Below are 16,692 nucleotides of genomic sequence, written 5' to 3' on the forward strand. Positions count from 1 at the left end.
CGCGAGGCGGCACCACGGAAGTGGGCCGTCCGCGGTCCCGTGAAGTGGACGCTCAGGTGACACGGCCGACGCCCACCCCCACAACCTGAGACCACGTTCACGGAAAACCACGGCGGACCCCGGAAACACGGCGAGGGTGCCGGGATCGGTGCACGACGACCGATCCCGGCACCCTCGTCGCTTTCACCCCCGCCACTGATTTCGCCGGTGAGTGGCAGCGGCGTTCGCCGGTCGGCTCGAACGGCACTCGGGACTGATCGGGGCCCGGAATGTCGGTGAGAAGTAGCAGCAGCCGGAAACTCGACCACTCGCTTGGCGTGTTCACGTGATTGCCGACAGGGATGCGCGGTGGCCGGCTCGATGGTTATCCGGGGTTGTCAGGCGAACCGGCCGGCCAGAAGCTTGAAGGTCGTTAACATACGTCGGGCAAGTAGGCTGACCATGATCGCCCGCGACGGTGAAGGAGCCGCTCATGACCACCGACCCGACGATGACCCGGATCGGTCAGGGGGTGGAGTTGCATCACCACCAGGGTCAGCGTGAAGCCGCTCGCGACTTGTTCGCGCAGATCTGGGACGAGATCGGCGGCGAGCAGGGCGATCCGCTGCATGTCTGCGTCCTCGCCCACTCGATGGCCGACGTGCAGGACGACGTGCACCAGGAGTTGATGTGGGATCTGCGAGCGCTTGCCGCCGCCGATCTCGTCACCGATGAGCGGGTGGCCCAAGCCGGGGTGCCACTTTCAGTGGCCGGCTTGTATCCGTCGTTGCACCTGAACTTGAGTGAGTGCTATCGCAAGCTGGGCGATTTCGACCGCGCCCGTGAGCACCTCCAGCAGGCGCGGGCCGGGATCGGCGCGCTTGGCGACGACGGGTACGGGCGGCTCATCAGGGGCGGCCTGGAGCGGCTGGCCGAACAGCTGGGTGAGACCACCTGACTGCGCCCCGGCGAACTCCTCCTGCGCGAACTGGTTGATCGGCTCGGCGAGGGCTCGCCGGTCCTGCTCGGACAGGTCCTGCAGGGCTATGAGGCGGTTCCGGGAAGCGCGAGCTGAGCCCGGTAGTCCCGTACCGTCGCACGCGCCTGCTCCTGCGCGGGTACGGAATCGGCGACCATCGATGCGGTCCGCAGCACAAACTGACCGACGTTGGAGCCGAGCCCCTCCAGAATGCGGCGGGCCTGCTCCAGACCGTCGTCGATATCGCCATTCCGTACGGCTGACATCGCGCCGTGCAGCTTCAGTTGCGCTTCCCCCCGAGGATTACCGGCCGGGTGAGCTTGGAGCGCCTCGCGCTGAGCCTGGTCAGCGGTTGGGTGGGCGGACAGAGCGCAGACAAGGGAACGGGTGTGCAGCAGCCTACGCTCTGTCCAACCGTCCACCGACAGCTCGTCCGTTGTGACGCGGCTTGGAAGAGCCTCGAAAACGCGAGCAAGCTCGTCCAAGGCGGTCCGCGCGCCAACCTGATCTCCTGCCAACGCCAGCGCCTGGGCGCGGGTGGCCAATGCGCAAACGGTCGCTCGGCTCGGACGCCCCTCTGTCAGCCCGAGCGCACTGTCCACACGAGACGACAGGAGGGCCAGCGGACGGTCCTCGTAGAATCCCTGAAGAGCCTCGTACGCGTCGGTCAGGGCGACGGCGTTGTTGTCACCGGTCTGCTGCGCCGCGCGCCGCGCCGTCGCCCACCAGGACCATGACTCCCTGCGCTTCCCCGCCTGTCCAAGAACCATGGCCAGCAACAACAGCAGACGTGCGTTGACCTGCGCCCACTGCCACAGTTCGGCGCCGGGGGCAACGGCCACGGCCTTCTGGAAGGCGAGCAGATCCAGAGACAGGTCTGCGGCCATCGCAACGGGAGGACGGGAGGGGATCTGCAGGCCGTATTCCCAGGCCCGCTCCTCCCACTCCGCGATGGTGGGGGCACCCACACGATGGTCGACGATGGCGCGGAGCTGTTCAAAGCCCTCCACGGGCGGCACCACCGCTGATGCGCCCAACGCGGCCAGGCCCGCGAGGATGGTACGGCGTGCGTGGTCCATGTCGCCAGGATCCGCCATTCCCGGAGTCTCCGCCACAGACTTGTCAACCTGCTTGGTGACAATCTCGTGCAGCGCCACCAGGACGCCTCCGGCGTTCAGGCAGACGTCGAGACGCCGTACGGCATCGGCGGGCGCCTGGCGGACACCACGCTCCCATCGGGCGAGCAAGGAGTAGTCCACCAAGACCTCGCCACCCACCTTCTGAAGCGACGCCCCCGCCACCTCCCGGTAGTGCCGCAGGACCGCGCCGAACAGATGTGACGGCGACAGTGAGGGATCGATCGGATCCGCCGGACGGGCCACGGACACCTCCTGGATTTCTGGCCTCTGAGCCAAAGGGGGTGGCCAAACGATCTTCCTGGCCGCTCCCCGAACCTGCCTCCACTATGGCATTCGGAAGCCGATCGATCACGAAGAGTGAACAACTTCTCGCGCTTCCGGTCCGCCCTCCTCCCCTCCCATTCCTCAAGGAGTGTCCCTGTGAGCAGCCCACTCGACACCGGGCAGACGACCGACCGACCGCACCTCACCGACCAGTCACACGCCGACGCCCGGGCCGTCGAGGCCCTGCTGTTCACCCGGCCGAGCGCTCCCCGCATCGACCACCACCTCCTCGGCGGCCAGGCCGTCTACGACCTCGACCGGCAGGCGGGAAACACCCTGGTCAGAGCCGTCCCCGGAATCCGCGACATGGTCAGGGCGCGGCGCGCCTTCGTCACCCGCTGCGCCCGCCGGTTCGCGGAGGAGGGCCTCGACCAGTTCCTCGACCTGGGCTGCGGCCTGCCCACCGGGCACGACGTCCATCACGTCGTCCATGCCGTCGACCCTGCCGCCCGCGTGCTCTACGTCGACCACGATCCGATCGTGTTGCAGCACGCCTGGGCCCACCTGTCCGGGCCCGGCGTCGAGGTCGTCACCGCCGACGTGCGGGACACCCGTCTGCTCCTGGCCGCCCTGCACGACGAAGGCATGCTCGACCTGCGCCGGCCCGTGGCCGTACTGCTGGCCGGGGTGCTCGACTTCGTCGCCGACCACGAGCTGCCCGCCGTACTCACCGGCCTGCGCAAGAGCCTGGCCCCCGGCAGCCGCCTGGCACTGACCCACCTGTGCGCCGACCGGCTGACCACCGCCGAGGCCACCGCGCTGACCGAGGTCCACGCCCGCACCCAGACCCCGCTCCGTCCGCGCGGCCGTACGGCCATCGGCGCCCTGTTCACCGGCTTCGTCCTCGACGAACCGGGCCTGGTCGAGCTCTATCCCTGGGGTCCCGACGAGGGCGTCTGGCCCGTCGCCAACAGCTTCGTCCTGGGCGGCCTGGCCACCCTCCGCCACCCCGCATGACCGCCTCCCGCCGCGTCGCCGCCGTTCCCGACGGAATCCTCACCCCCGACGTCCTGCGCACCCTCGACGGCCAGGCCGTCACCGCAGCGGGGAAAACTCCATCCGACCAGCAGCCTGGAGATCCCGTGCCCTCGAACGCCGTCCCCGAGTCCTTCTCGGACAGCTCCCCCACCCCCGAAACCCCCGCCTCGCCCCGTCCCCCTTTTGGCGTGGTCCCGGGCATGGCGGCCGTACTGCACGGCATATGGCGGTGGGAACCCCCGAGAGACGTCTTTGAACCGGACAGGGATCCCGGCACGGACCTTCCGTAGACACGGCCGGGGCGATCCCGGCCGACACGACGAGCCCCCGATCGGGGACGGTCACGAACACGCTGAGGGTGCGCGGCCACCGGCCTGGCTCGGACGCAGATCACGATATGCCGTATCAAACGGGTCAGACCGTGCCATGATCTCTACAGTGCCGCTGATCCCATGCGCCTTCCCCGGCCCGCCACACTCGTCACGTGTTCAGGAGGATGTGTGCTGACCGAGGACGGCCGGTGGAAATGGCCCCTCCCCCTCCCCCTGAAGTACGTCCTACTCGCTGAGAACGACGAAGGCGAGGAGCGTCTGCTGGCGGGATGCGCCGAAGTGGAGGGGTTGTTCGTCGATCCGGTGGCGCCGCCCCGGGAGCGTCTCGTTCTCGTCGGCTGCACGCCCTCCGGCCCCCTGCTCACCGCCCTTGACCAGCGTGACGGCGAGGAACGCCGGTTGGGCGGCATGTGGACGGAGATCCCCAGAGACGGGCCTCCGGAGGTGTGGGAGCTGGTCGACGTGACCGTCCTGGCTCATGGTCCATGCGCCGACGATCCGTCGCTGGTCGACGTCACCATCGAGGCCGGAGTGCTGGAACCGGACTGGGGACACGAAGCGTTTCCGGTGCCGACGCGGTTCGACCTGTTCCAGGGAAACGACACGTTCGTCGGCTCCTGCCGGGAGATCGACGCCCTGTTCATCGAACGGCCGGGACCGGAAGAGGTCCCGATGAAGCTCATCGGCTGCGAACCCACCGAGCGGCTGCGCGCGCTGCTCGACCGGCGGCGGCAGGGGTGGACCGAGCTGTGGGCACTGGACCGCACCGGTCGCCCGATGGCATTCCGGCGCCTCTGGCCGGACGTCACCGGGACGCAGCCGTCCGCACTCGGGGACGGGCTGATCGACGTCTCCCTCGCCGACGGTGTCTGGGACCCGCCCGCCCCGTGGGCCCGCCCGATCTGGGAGGACCGGTACGAGGGCCTTCCCGCGACGACCAACCGGTGGGCGCGGTACACCACCGAGGGCAGACGCGAGTGGCTCCGCCTCGGGCTCCCCTATGGACGTCACAGCATGGACGACGTGTCGGGTGGAACCCACCATCTCGACGGAAGGTTCGCCACCGACATCCCCGGACTCCACTGCGCCCTAAGTGAGGCCCTCCTCGGCCCCGGCCGGTACTACGGCGCGGATTGGAACTCGTTCACAGACTGCCTGTACGGGGGATTCGGCGTGGTGCCGCCCTTCACCCTCGTCTGGCACGACGCGGACATCGCCCGCGATGCCCTGGCAATGACCTTCGACAATCTGACACAGCAGATCCCCTATTTCGAGGAGGTCGTGGAGTTTCTGGAGCGCCACGGCGTCACCGTCGTCCTCCGGTGACCTCATCGAACATTCACCCTCGACGGCTTCGACACCTCCCCCTGCAACTCCGAGCGCCGGTACGGCGGACGGTGAAGCGGGGCCCATCAGGGCCGCGTCAGGCAACGTTCGCCCGGCGAGGTCTGTGTGATACCTTCGGCGGCTCCGTGCAGCGGTACGACTGGAGGAGCTGAGACCGATCAACGCAGTGACGACAGGTCGGGGCTCCCTCCCGCGCGTGGCCTAGGGAGCGCCCGCACAAGAAGGCCCCCGGCGTCCTGGCCGGCGCGCACCGATTCGCCGTCGAGGGAGGTTTCGCCGTCGCCGCGATCGACGCCCCCGACCACGGCGACCGGCCGAAAGTTGAACGGTTTGTCCGGCATGGCCGAGAGGGTGCAGGTGCGGGAGATCACCTCCGGCGCCGATCGAAGCCAGCTGCTACTCAGGGTGGAAAAGTTTCTGAGGGGACCTGTCGAAACACGGGCCGCTTGTTCGTCAGGGAGGTGAACGGGGCGACGACCGGCCCGTCCGGCAGAGATCGAAGGAGATCCCATGAGCAGCATCCTCACAGCCTGGCCTGTGACGACCGACCTGGCGCAGGGGCGGGTGGTTCGCCAGGTCGTCGTCTCCGCCTCCCCTGCGACGATCTTCGCGTTGCTCGCCGATCCCCGCCGGCACGCGGCGCTGGACGGGACCGGGTCGGTCAAGGGGGTGATCGACGGTCCCGACCGCCTGGAGCTGGGCTCGCTGTTCCGGATGCGGATGAAGGGTTACACGACCACCAACACCGTGGTGGAGTTCGAGCGTGACGCGCTCATCGCCTGGCGACACCGCGGCCGGCACGTGTGGCGCTGGCATCTGCGTGCCGTGACCGGCGGTACCGAGGTAACCGAGACGTTCGACTACAGCGCCAAGCGGGCGCGTCGGCTGGTACGGCTCATCGGCATTCCCAAGCGGGCCGGCACCGCGCTGGACAAGACGCTGGCAGCGTTGCAGGCGCGGTTCGCCTGACGTCCGACTCTCTGCGCCGGAACAGTGGCCCGAGACGAATTTTCATAAGTAGACCTACGCTGTCGAAATCTCATCCGCCGATGCGTCGAGCGGGTGGCAGGCGGTACCACCGCCGCAACGGAAGGCAAAGATCATGCGTTATATGCTGATGTCCAACATCGACACCTCCGCACTGGCAGCCATGTCTCCGCATGTGCGCCAGGCCACGATGGAGCGGTTCGTATCCTTCACCCGGGCGTTGGCCGAGTCGGGGGTGCTGCGCGGCGCCGAGCAGTTGCAGCCGGCCGACACCGCCACCACCGTACGAGTCCGTGACGAGCAGACCCTGCTCACCGACGGACCTTATGCCGATCTGACCGAATCCTTCGGCGGGTTCTGGATCGTGCAGGCCCCCGACCTGGATACGGTTCTGGCGTACGCCGCCGACTGCCCGGCCGCGGCGTATGGCTCTGTTGAGGTCCGTCCCCTGGTCGAGCTGGATTGATGGACATGTCCGCCTCGGTCGAGAACGCCGTCGCGCAGGTCTACCGGACCGAATGGGCCGCGCTGGTGGCCGCGCTGGCCCGGTGGAGCGGCGACCTCGACCAGGCCGAGGAGGCGGCGGCCGAAGCCATCGCCGCCGCCTTGAAGACCTGGCCGCGTGAGGGCATCCCGGACCGGCCGGGCGCCTGGCTGCAGACCACCGCACGCCGCAAGCTCCTGGACCGGCTGCGCCGCGACCGTACCGGCAGGGCCAAGCTTGCCGTCTTGGCCGGTGAGCTGCGCGACGAGCCGGGCACCGACAGTGTGAGCGACCCCGATGACCCCTTCGGCGCGGTGCGCTGGTCCGATACGGCCGCTGAAGACTTGCTGCGCCTGGTGTTCACCTGCTGTCACCCTGCCCTGGCGCCTTCGGCGCAGGTGGCGCTGGCCCTTCGCCTGCTGTGCGGTCTGAGCGCCGCCGAGACCGCACGGCTCATGCTGACCAGCGAAGCCACCGTCGCCCAGCGCCTGGTACGGGCCAAGCGAAAGATCCGTGACGCTGCCATCGCGCTGGAGGTCCCGCCCCGTACCGCCTGGCCCGATCGGCTGGAGGCCGTGCTGGCCGTGGTCGGGCTGCTGTTCACCGAAGGGCATACCGCCACCCATGGCCCTGATCTGGTGCGGGGCGCCCTGTGTGACGAGGCGCTGCGTCTGGCCGCGTTGCTGCGGCGGTTGCTGCCCGACGAGGCCGAGGTGCTGGGTCTGTCGGCGCTGTTGCTGCTCACCGACGCCCGTCGCGACGCCCGTACGGACGACGACGGCGACCTGGTGCTACTGGCCGATCAGGACCGTGGCCGCTGGCGGTGGGACGACATCGACCGTGGGCTCGACCTCGCCACCCTGGCACTGCGCCGCGGCGGTGACCGCCCGGGCCCATGGGCGTTGCGGGCCGCCATCGCCGCCCTGCAAATCCAGCCGTTCCCTGATCACGACGCCATCGTCGCGGTGTACGACCGGCTGGTCGAACGCACCCCCTCCGCAGCGGTTCTGGCCAACCGGGCTGCCGCCATCGCCCTGGCCCGAGGCCCCATCGCCGCTCTGACAGAGATCGACGCTCTCCACGCCAGCCCTGACGGCCATCGCCTGCCGGCGCTGCGCGCCGAGTTGTACGCCGACCTCGGTCGGCTGGATGAGGCACGTACGCTGATGCGGCAGGCTCTGCGACTCGCACGCAACGACGTCGAACGCCGCCATCTGCAACGGCGGTTGGACGGCTGGACCGGCTCCGCACAACGACGCGGACAGTGATTCGAAGGGCCGTCGAACCTCAAGCCGCCTGACATTCGACCCGGCCGCCCGGCCGCCCGGATCACGTGGGCGTGGACGCGCAGGGCTGGGCGGCCCAGGTCCGGTTGCCCGACCCGCGCCGGACGGGCCGTCGAGCATGATCGCTCGACGGCCCGGCCGTACCGTCCCGGAGGCCTCAGCCCAGGCCGTGCACCCGCTTGTACTCCAGCGTGTACGCCAGCTTGCCGGGCTTGGCGTCGGAGTACGGCTTGCTCAGCTTGTCGAACTCGCCCTTGTTGGCGGCCTTGCCGTCGTTCCACTGGCCCAGCGCGCCCAGCTGGGCGGCGGTGAAGCCGTTGTCGACGACGGTGCTCTTGGGCAACGCGGTGATCGCCTCGGTCAGTGCCTTGACGGTGGCCAGGTAGCTGCCGTGGTCGTTCTGGTTCCAGTCGGCCAGGTTGATCGGCTTGGCGTCGCGGACCCAGCTGCCCCAGTAGAACTCCTGGAACGGCAGCCCGTTCTGCGCGTAGCCGATGTCGCGGCCGAAGTAGAGCAGGCTGCGGTACTTGTCGTCGGTGAAGTTGGCCAGGCCCACGCTGGTCGGCAGCTTGTTCACGGTGACCGGGTTGCCGTTGGGGCCGCGCAGCCACACCCACTTGTTCGCCCGCATCTCGTTCCAGAACTTCTGGCGGGGGAGGGTGCTCAGGTTGGCCTGCACCCGCAGTCGCACGTGCAGGCCGGCGCCACCATCGGGGGTCTCGAAGAAGGAGGTGAGCGTGTGGTGCCCGTCGGTGAGGAACGGCTCGCCACCGGGACCGATGACGACGGTCTTCATGGCGGCGATGCTGTCCGGCGTCTCCGCGCCGACCGGGAGCTGGCACGTGAACGAGGACGGGTTGTTCAGGCGCGCGCCGGGCGACACGGACGCCGCCGCCACCCGGCCGTCGGCCTCGCACCAGTCGTCGAACTTCTTGTTGACCGCGTCCTTGCCGAGGGTGTAGCGGCCGAGCTTGTAGTACACCTCGTCGTAACCGAGCGACGGCTGGGTCGGGTGCACGTCGCCGATGCGGACGTCGAGCAGGTCACCGGGCTTGGCACACAGGTACTGCGCGAACGGCTTGCTGCGGTTGTCGTGCTTGCAGAAGGACGGCCGGGTGCCCGGCGCACCGGGTGCGGCGAGCGCGGTCGGCGCCAGGGCTGCGCCGGCGCCGACGGTGACGGCGAGGGCCGCCCCAAGCGCAGAGGCCAGGTGGTACGGAGAACTGAAGCGCATAACACGTGCTCCTCATCGGCAATGCGTATATCGACGGTGAGAGTGCCGGTAATCAACCAACGCACGAGATCACGCCCCCGACATCCGGGAAAATCAGAGGTGAACATCGTTCTTCTTCGGGAAACGAAGGGGCGGCGGACTTCCGAGAACGCCGGTGGACACCTCTGAAAGACGATCATCGAGAGAGAGCCCGCCCTGAGCAGGTCAGGTCGTCGCCAGGGCGAACGTTGCCCGGAGTCCCGTCCCCTCACCGCCCATCGAGGTCCAGCCGTACGACCGCGCCGCCGTCCGGGGCGTTGGCGAAGGTGAGGCTCGCCCCCAGGACGCGGGCCTGCCCGGCGGCGATGGTCAGGCCGAGGCCGACGCCGTCCTCGCGGGCGGCCGAGCCGGTGCCGAACCGCTGCGGGCCGTGCTCGCGGAGCGTGGTCAGCATCGCGTCGGGAAAGCCGGGGCCGTGGTCCCTGACCGTCACGGCGGCTCCGGCCACACTGACCAGCACCGGCGGGGCGCCGTGCCTGGCCGCATTGGTGACCAGGTTGGCGAGGATCCGCTCGACCCGGCGCGGGTCGGTCTCCACCTCGGTCTCGTCGGAGACGACGATCTCAACGCCCGGTACCCCCGCCGCCGCGACCGCCCGCCTGGCCAGCACCCCGGACGGGCGCGTCTCCCTGACCGGGGTCTCGGCCGAGGCGTCCAGTCGCGCCACCTCCAGGATGTCCTCGACCAGGCGGCGCAGCGTCGCCGCGCTGTCCCTGACCAGCTCGGCCGGACGTCCGGACGGCAGCAGCCCGGCGGCCGTGACCAGGCCCGCGACGGGGGTGCGCAGTTCGTGGGCGATGTCGGCGGTGACCCGCCGCTCCGCCTCCAGTCTGGCCCGCAGCGCGTCGGCCATCTGGTCGAGCGCGGCCCCGACCGCCGCGATCTCGTCTCGGCCCCGGGCCTCGACCCGGGCGGACAGATCGCCCTCGGTGATGTGCGCGGCGGTCCTGGCCACCGCCCGGATCCTGCGGCTGAGCCCGCCCGCGACCGCGAATCCCACACTGGAGGCCAGCAGCGCCGCCGCCAGACCGGAACCGAGGAGGATCCGGTCGAGCTGGGCCAGCTCGGCGTTCTCCGCGTCGTAGGGGCGGTGCAGCGCGAGCGTCTGTCCGTCGACCTTGGTGGCCGCCCAGAGGACGGTGCCGTCCTGCAGGTAGGTGGCCCGTGTCCCCTCGCCGACCGCCTCGGCCAGCGGTTCGGGAACGGGCCCCGTGATCAGCGGGCTGTCCTGCCCCTCCTGGTGACGGATCAGAGTGCTCGTCAGCTCGGCGTCCAGACCGCGCCGCGCGGCGTCGAGCGTGACGACGGCCGTACGGTTGTGGACCAGAAGGCTGAGGACCGTGGCGACGAGCACCGACATCCCCGCGATGACCAGGCTGAGCTTCGCGCGCAAGCCCACGCCCTACCTCCGCAGCTTGTAGCCGAAGCCGCGTACGGTCTCGATGCGGTCATTACCGATCTTGGTTCTGAGCCGTTGGACGTGAACGTCCACGACCCGGGTGTCGCCCTCCCACGCGTAGTCCCAGACACGTTGGAGCAGGGTGTCTCTCGACAGCACGATCCCGGGCTCGGCGGCGAACTCCAGCAGGAGCTTCAGCTCGGTCGGCGTCAGGGCGATCCGCTCGCCGCACAGCCGTACCTCCATGGACTCGGTGTCGATCGCGAGGTCGCCGAAGGCGAGCACGGCGTTCGCCTGCTCGGGTACGGCGGCGCGGCGGAGCACGGCGCGAATCCTGGCGTGGAGCACGGCCGTGTCGAACGGCTTGGTGACGTAGTCGTCGGCTCCGGCCTCCAGAGCGTTGATCACGTCGATCGCGTCCGATCTGGCGGAGATCATGATGATCGGGGTTCCTCCCGCCTCCCTGATCCGCCTGGCCAGGCTGACCCCGTCCAGGTGCGGAAGCATGACATCCAGCAACGCGACGTCCGGAGGCCGGGTGCGGAACTCCGCAAGACCGCCCAGACCGTCGGAGGCGGTCCGCACCCGCATGCCGTACAGCTCCAGGGCCATGCCCGTGGCCTCACGGATCACCGGATCGTCCTCGACAAGAAGCACGTCGGTCATCTCTCAGGGCTCCGGTACCGAGAGCTTCCCGCCGGTCAGCTCCTTGGCCTTGTCCGGGGGCAGCCCGTCGGCGCTCACCGTGAAACGGCCGTAGTATCCGGCCCGCTCGTGCCAGGTGAGATCACTGAGCGTGATCGTCCCCCGGTACGGCTTCTCCTGACAGCCCGGCAGGCACCACATGCCGCTCAGGTCGCCCGTTCCCACGGCGCTCTCCCCTCCCCAGGACTCCCAGCGAATCCCCGTGACGCTGTTGAACTCGTCCAACGCGAGCCTGCTCGGTCGGCGCAGCGGATCGCCCGGATAGGCGACCACGTACACGGGCCCCCGGGGCGGCTTGGACGGCGGCGCCGACCCCTCGACCCGCACACCGCCATCCGCCCCGCACCCAGTCATCGCCAGAACGGCCACACCCAGCAGGACCGTTCTCCTCACACCGGTCATCATCGTGTGGAGGGTATGCGACCCGCCGACCCCTCCGCTCAGGAACGCGCAGTTCAGGGGGTCGAATAAGGCAGAGGAAGAGCCCCGTTCAGCGTGTCGGCGGGACTGGTGGGCCCGGGAAAGTCACCGGTGATGCCGAACCTCGTGAAATAACGCTTGTCCCCCACCTTCCTGACCTTGCTGAGGGTGATCGTCGCGTCGTACGGGTTCGTCTGGCAGCCGGGCAGGCACCACGTCCCGCTCAGTTTCCCGCTGCCGACCGCCCGCTCCGGCCCCCAGCTCCTCCAGGTGACTCCCTTGAGCGTGCTGAACTCCGACGCGACCAGGTTCGCCGGCCGCTGATCGGCCACCCCTTCCTCGTTGCCGTGCAGATTGATCACGTAGACCTGCTCGGCCCGCGGTGTCACCTCCTGGGTCACCGGCTCCGCCTCCGGCTGCGCCTCGTGAGCCACCGGGTTTTCCCCGGGGGACGCCCCCTGAACTCCCCCTGCCCCGCAGGCCGCCGACATGAGCCCGAGCAGCGCGGCCACGACGGCCACGATGATCCTTCGCATGTGTTCCCCTTCGTTCTTCGTGCACACCGGAGCCCCGACGAGGACCCGCGTCGACGCGCCCCCGCGCCCGGCACGTCAGTGACGTTAGAAGGGAAACTTCTCGGTCGTCCTGCGACTGTGTAACAGCCCCCCATCAGGAAGTTCACAGCAGACGGCTCGTCTCCATCGGCCCGCTAGACCACCCGGTGGTGACGCCGTCGTGAGTGGTCCGGTCCGGGAGCGGACCACTCACATACGCCGTCTACAGGCCGAGTACCCGGCGGATCCAGCTGCGGCGGGTCTCAAGGGCGTACGCCGCCAGCCTGCTGTCGGGGCAGAACACCTCGAAGCCGTGGAAGCCGCCGCTCCACACGTGGAGCTCGGCCTCGCCTCCGGCGGCCCAGATCCGGCCGGCGTACTCGACCGCCTCGTCACGCAGGAGTTCGGCCGAGCCCAGTTCGATGTAGGCGGGGGCCAGGCCGGACAGGTCGGTCGCCCGTGACGGCACGGCGTACGGGGAGACGTCGGGGTCGCCGACCTTGTCCCCCAGGACCATCTGCCAGCTGAAGACGTTGATGTGCCGGTCCCAGACGCCGATGCCGTCGTACTGGTGGCTGGAGACCGTCTCGTTGCGGTCGTCCAGCATGGGGACCAGCAGGAGCTGCCCGGCCGGCTTCGGCCCCTTGCGGTCGCGGGCCATCAGGGCCATCGCCGCGCTGAGGCATCCGCCCGCGCTGCCGCCCATGACGATGATCCGATCGGGGTCGAGGCCCAGTTCCTCGGCGTGCTCGGCCATCCAGACCAGCCCGGCGTAGCAGTCCTCGGCCGGACCGGTGCCCGGGTTCTCCGGTGCCAGGCGGTACTCCACGTTGACCGCCACGAACCCGAACTCGGCGACGAGGTCGACCACCCGGGGAGTGTCGTTGTGCCGGGTGCCCATGACCAGGCCGCCGCCGTGCATGTTGTACAGGCCGGGCGCGCCCTGTACCCGCCCCTTCGGGCGCAGGATGGTCACGGCCAGTTCGGGGGCTCCTGGCTGCCCCGGGATCATCCGCTCCTCGAAGTCCACGGGGCGGTCGCCGATGATCTCGGCGACCGGACGCGCCATGGCCTCGAAGCCCGCGCGCGTGGCGGGCAGGTTCTCCAGACTCACCGGCGGCTGCGCCGGGGCGTCACCCCGCATCGCGGCGAGCATCCGCTCAAGTTCGGGGTCGAAGGGAACGGAGGGAACTGTCGTCATGCGAAACCTCGGTGATCTGTAGGCGCGGGTGCCGTCACCCGCCCGCCGTCAGCATAGAAGTCACCGAAGGCGCCTGTTGCCCGGCCTCTCCCCGAATGGTTCGGGGCCGTCCTTTCCCCGTCCGGCCCCATCTCCGGAGTCGTCGTTCTCGGAACGGTAGGTGATCAGCCGGACCGCCGGGGCGGAGACCACGTCGACGTGGCCGGTGCCCGGCACCTCGACGTGTGCGAAGCCGCCGTCGAACGCGACCCGCGCCGCCGCCACGGAGCCGGTCGGCTCACCGTCGGCCCCGGTCAGGTGGTAGCCGGGGACGAGTTCGACGGAGGCGGTGCGCCAGGTGCGGTTCACGCGATCACCTCGGGGAAGTCCAGGTCGGGCCGGGCCAGGTGGTTGAAGTGGTTGGACAGGGTGTTGAGCGCCACGTGGGCGACGATCTCGGCGAGCTCGGCGTCGGTCACCCCGGCCTTCCTGGCCAGGGCCAGGTCCTCGTCGCCCACCCTGCCGCCGGTGCGGACGACCTCCCGGGTGATCCGCAGTACGGCGTCGGCGTGCGGGTCGGCGTCGTGCGCGTCACGGGTCCGTTCGAGCTCCTCCTGGCTGAGGCCCATCAGGGCTCCGCGCATCGTGTGCGCGCTGACGCAGTAGGTGCAGTGGTTCTCCTGGGCGACCAGCAGGGCGATCTGCTCACGCAGCCTGGCCCGCAGCACCCCGCGGGTGAGCGCGTCGCGCATCGCCAGGTAGCCGCGCAGCGCGGCGGGGGCGTTGGCCAGCGCGGCGTACAGGTTGGGCACCCGGCCGAGCTGGCGCCGCGTCTCCTCCAGCAGGCCGTCCGGATCTTCGGTGAGCTGTGGCAGCCGAGGCATGACTCTCTCCAAAAAAAATAGTACCGATCGGTTCCGTTTTAAGACGGTACCGATCGGTTCCATTTACGTCAACGACGGATAGAATCGGTCACGTGCCGACCCGAGCCCGTGAACGCCTGATGGACACCGCCGAGGAGCTCTTCTACGCCCAGGGCGTCCGAGCCGTCGGCGTGGAGCAGATCCTGACCGCCTCCAAGGTCGGCCGCGCCTCGTTCTACCGGCACTTCCCGAGCAAGGACGACCTGGTGGTGGCCGTGCTCGAACGCCGCGACCTGCGGTGGCGCGAGTGGCTGGCCGAACGGGTCGCCGCGCACGGCGGCGAGCCGCTGGCGGTCTTCGACGCGCTCGCGGAACGGTTCGCCCGCGCCGACTTCCGCGGCTGCGCGTTCATCAACACGATGATCGAGGCGGCCGACCCCGGCAGCCCGGCCCACCGGGTCGCCGCCGGCCACAAGGCCCGGGTGACCGGCTATGTGGAGTCGCTGCTGTCCGCGGCGGGACACCGCGATCCCGCCGCGCTCGCCCCGCGGTTCGTCATGCTCATGGACGGCGCCATCGTCACCGCGCTGCGCGAGCGCTCCCCCGGCCCCGCCGAGCGGGCCCGCGAGATCGCCGCCACCCTCCTGGAGGCGCCGCCGGGGAGGGTGTGACCGGTCCCCGGCGGCGTCCCGCCTGCTTCTTTCAGGAACGTCCCGTCCCGCTGGGGACGGTCTGCCTCAGCGGCCGCTCCACGACGTCGGCCCGCCGGGGCGACGGCCCCACCGGGATGACGAGGTGGGTGGGCGGCGGCGCCGTGTCGTCGATGCTGGCCGTGAACGTCTTGCGGTCGTCATGGCAGACGAACTGCATGACGTGCCGGCCCGCCGCGGCGGCGCGGATCAGGCCGCCCGTCGTCGCCCACACGCCCGACTGGTAGAAGTTCTCCAGCCCCGGCAGCCCCGGCCCGTGCTTCTTGACGAGTTCCTCCAGGGTCTCGCCGCTCTCCACGAACGGCTGCCAGCCGAGCACGGTCCCGTCGTAGTTGCCGGTGTAGCGGACCTGGGTGAGCGGGGTCGACACGTCGCGTACGGCGACCTCGTCCTTGATTCCCGGAAAGCGCCGTTCCAGGAAGTCCATGAGCGCGAGCCGGGCCCGGCGTTTGGCCGCGGAGTACTCGCGCCCCCGCCGTACCGGCATGGTGTGCACCTCCTCCCCCTTGTGCCTGCGGGTGACCTGCTCCGGCCCCTCGACGAGGGCGCGCCAGGGGGCGATGTCGCAGAAGTAGGTCGCGTAGACCACCGTGCTGCCCTGGGGCGACAGCTCGGGGTAGTGCATGCTGCGGAACTGCACGTTGATGCTCGGGTGGCGGATGCCGGTCAGCTCGGCCGCCTCGGCGTCGGTGAGCAGGTACGTCGTGCAGGGGTCCCCCTCGGGGAAGGGGCGCCGCAGGCCGAGGAAGAGGCAGAAGTAGCCGGGGAAGACCATGCCCGGTTCCTCGATGGTCTCGGTGTACAGGCGCTGGTACGCCTCGTTGAGATAGCGGCCTTTGAGGAACTTCGTCATCGTGGTGTGCCCGTCGGCGGCCGAGACCACGATGTCGGAGCGGAACTCGCGGCCGTCGGTGAGCCGTACGCCCACCGCGCGGTCGTTCTCGACCAGCACCTCCTCGACCTTGGCGTTGTAGGTCACCTTCCCGCCGAGCCGCAGGTAGCGCTGCTCGATGGACTTGGACAGGCCGAGCGAACCGCCCTCGGGCACCCCCGCGGAGAGGTTCGCGTGCGAGGCCAGCTGGAAGTAGAACGGCAGGACCGGGAACGCCGCGTGCTTCTCGTAGAGGATGAAGTTGAACGCCTCCCGCAGCAGCGGATCCTTGAACCTCGCCGAGTATTCGGTCATCAGTACGGCCATCGACTTGCGGATGACGTTGAAGTGCGGGACGAAGGAGGCCAGCATCCGCCAGCGCTCGAGCCGCCCCATCAGGCCGACCGGCTTGAGGAAGGGATAGACGGCCAGACACTTCCTGAAGGCGCGCAGGCCGTCGCAGAAGCTCCGGATCAGTTTGGCGTCGGCGGGTGAGATGTCCGTCAGGTGCGCCTGGAGCCGGTCCGGGTCGGAGTAGAAGTAGACGGCCCGGCCGTCCCGCCCGCGCACGATGTTGAACACGTCGAAGTGCCGCATCTGCTTGCCCTGCAGCGCGCCGAGTTCGAGCCAGATCTGGTGCATCTCGTTGCCCGGCCCGTTGCCGAGCAGCCAGCTGATGCAGCAGTCGAGCGTGAAGTCGCCCCGCTCCCAGGCCGTGCAGCAGCCGCCGGGGATCTCGTGCATCTCGAAGATCTGGGTCTTGTATCCGTTCATCTGCGCGTAGCAGCCGGTGGACAGGCCACCGAGGCCGGCGCCGATGATGATCATCGTTTCTCTGGTCCGGTCCGACCGTGACACGTCGTTGTTCTCCTTGGTGTTCAC

General features: G+C 69.5%; 18 protein-coding genes. 8 read left to right on the forward strand and 10 right to left on the reverse strand.

Translation table 11 applies throughout. The features are described 5' to 3' along the window. Positions 1–472 precede the first annotated feature (472 nt). On the forward strand, positions 473–937 hold the full coding sequence (locus tag AB0N02_RS30725; RefSeq protein WP_363953515.1) for a tetratricopeptide repeat protein: 465 nt from the start codon (positions 473–475) through the stop codon (positions 935–937). A gap of 86 nt (positions 938–1,023) precedes the next feature. On the opposite strand, the gene AB0N02_RS30730 is transcribed toward AB0N02_RS30725, so the two are convergent. Continuing rightward, positions 1,024–2,340, reverse strand: a complete 1,317-nt coding sequence (locus tag AB0N02_RS30730; RefSeq protein WP_363953517.1) for a helix-turn-helix transcriptional regulator — start codon at positions 2,338–2,340, stop codon at positions 1,024–1,026. A gap of 177 nt (positions 2,341–2,517) precedes the next feature. Between AB0N02_RS30730 and AB0N02_RS30735 the strand changes: the two genes are divergently transcribed. From AB0N02_RS30735 to AB0N02_RS30760, 6 genes are all read left to right on the forward strand, one after another. Continuing rightward, positions 2,518–3,378, forward strand: a complete 861-nt coding sequence (locus AB0N02_RS30735; RefSeq protein WP_363953520.1) for an SAM-dependent methyltransferase — start codon at positions 2,518–2,520, stop codon at positions 3,376–3,378. Beyond that, positions 3,375–3,689, forward strand: a complete 315-nt coding sequence (locus tag AB0N02_RS30740) for a hypothetical protein (RefSeq protein ID WP_363953522.1) — start codon at positions 3,375–3,377, stop codon at positions 3,687–3,689. Before AB0N02_RS30735 ends, AB0N02_RS30740 begins: the two co-directional genes overlap by 4 nt. Before the next feature lie 210 nt (positions 3,690–3,899). Continuing rightward, on the forward strand, positions 3,900–5,057 hold the full coding sequence (locus AB0N02_RS30745) for a barstar family protein (protein WP_363953523.1): 1,158 nt from the start codon (positions 3,900–3,902) through the stop codon (positions 5,055–5,057). Positions 5,058–5,588: 531 nt separating this feature from the next. Further along, positions 5,589–6,047: an SRPBCC family protein gene (locus AB0N02_RS30750; RefSeq protein ID WP_363953525.1), complete on the forward strand. Its 459-nt coding sequence runs from the start codon at positions 5,589–5,591 to the stop codon at positions 6,045–6,047. A 142-nt stretch (positions 6,048–6,189) separates the two neighbouring features. Further along, a complete protein-coding gene (locus tag AB0N02_RS30755) occupies positions 6,190–6,531 on the forward strand; it encodes a YciI family protein (protein ID WP_363953528.1) in 342 nt (113 codons plus the stop codon). Positions 6,532–6,536: 5 nt separating this feature from the next. After that, positions 6,537–7,817, forward strand: a complete 1,281-nt coding sequence (locus tag AB0N02_RS30760) for a DUF6596 domain-containing protein (protein ID WP_363953530.1) — start codon at positions 6,537–6,539, stop codon at positions 7,815–7,817. 175 nt (positions 7,818–7,992) lie between these two features. Here AB0N02_RS30760 and AB0N02_RS30765 read toward each other — a convergent pair whose 3' ends face one another. The 8 genes from AB0N02_RS30765 to AB0N02_RS30800 all read right to left on the reverse strand — a co-directional run bounded on the left by AB0N02_RS30765 (position 7,993) and on the right by AB0N02_RS30800 (position 14,250). Further along, the gene (locus tag AB0N02_RS30765) at positions 7,993–9,069 is read right to left on the reverse strand and encodes a ParB/Srx family N-terminal domain-containing protein (protein WP_363953532.1); all 1,077 of its coding nucleotides are present in this window, start codon (positions 9,067–9,069) and stop codon (positions 7,993–7,995) included. A gap of 247 nt (positions 9,070–9,316) precedes the next feature. Then, positions 9,317–10,507, reverse strand: a complete 1,191-nt coding sequence (locus AB0N02_RS30770) for a HAMP domain-containing sensor histidine kinase (RefSeq protein WP_363953534.1) — start codon at positions 10,505–10,507, stop codon at positions 9,317–9,319. 3 nt (positions 10,508–10,510) lie between these two features. Further along, positions 10,511–11,173 carry a two-component system response regulator CseB gene (gene cseB, locus AB0N02_RS30775; RefSeq protein ID WP_363953536.1) on the reverse strand — a complete coding sequence of 221 codons (663 nt, stop codon included), beginning with the start codon at positions 11,171–11,173 and terminating at the stop codon, positions 10,511–10,513. Between the two features lie 3 nt (positions 11,174–11,176). After that, positions 11,177–11,617 carry a hypothetical protein gene (locus AB0N02_RS30780; RefSeq protein ID WP_363953538.1) on the reverse strand — a complete coding sequence of 147 codons (441 nt, stop codon included), beginning with the start codon at positions 11,615–11,617 and terminating at the stop codon, positions 11,177–11,179. 50 nt (positions 11,618–11,667) lie between these two features. Further along, on the reverse strand, positions 11,668–12,168 hold the full coding sequence (locus AB0N02_RS30785; RefSeq protein WP_363953540.1) for a hypothetical protein: 501 nt from the start codon (positions 12,166–12,168) through the stop codon (positions 11,668–11,670). A 241-nt stretch (positions 12,169–12,409) separates the two neighbouring features. Then, positions 12,410–13,387 carry an alpha/beta hydrolase gene (locus tag AB0N02_RS30790; RefSeq protein ID WP_363953542.1) on the reverse strand — a complete coding sequence of 326 codons (978 nt, stop codon included), beginning with the start codon at positions 13,385–13,387 and terminating at the stop codon, positions 12,410–12,412. 60 nt (positions 13,388–13,447) lie between these two features. Continuing rightward, entirely contained in the window at positions 13,448–13,735 is a 288-nt protein-coding gene (locus AB0N02_RS30795) for a hypothetical protein (RefSeq protein ID WP_363953544.1), read from the reverse strand. After that, positions 13,732–14,250 (reverse strand): carboxymuconolactone decarboxylase family protein, encoded by a 519-nt coding sequence (locus tag AB0N02_RS30800; RefSeq protein ID WP_363953546.1) that lies wholly within the window; start codon positions 14,248–14,250, stop codon positions 13,732–13,734. Before AB0N02_RS30800 ends, AB0N02_RS30795 begins: the two co-directional genes overlap by 4 nt. 92 nt (positions 14,251–14,342) lie before the next feature. Between AB0N02_RS30800 and AB0N02_RS30805 the strand changes: the two genes are divergently transcribed. Further along, positions 14,343–14,900: a TetR/AcrR family transcriptional regulator gene (locus AB0N02_RS30805; RefSeq protein ID WP_363953548.1), complete on the forward strand. Its 558-nt coding sequence runs from the start codon at positions 14,343–14,345 to the stop codon at positions 14,898–14,900. A 31-nt stretch (positions 14,901–14,931) separates the two neighbouring features. Here AB0N02_RS30805 and AB0N02_RS30810 read toward each other — a convergent pair whose 3' ends face one another. Then, on the reverse strand, positions 14,932–16,692 hold the full coding sequence (locus AB0N02_RS30810; protein ID WP_363953550.1) for an NAD(P)/FAD-dependent oxidoreductase: 1,761 nt from the start codon (positions 16,690–16,692) through the stop codon (positions 14,932–14,934).

The organism is Streptosporangium sp. NPDC051022, from assembly GCF_040683035.1.
Taxonomy (GTDB): Bacteria; Actinomycetota; Actinomycetes; order Streptosporangiales; family Streptosporangiaceae; genus Streptosporangium.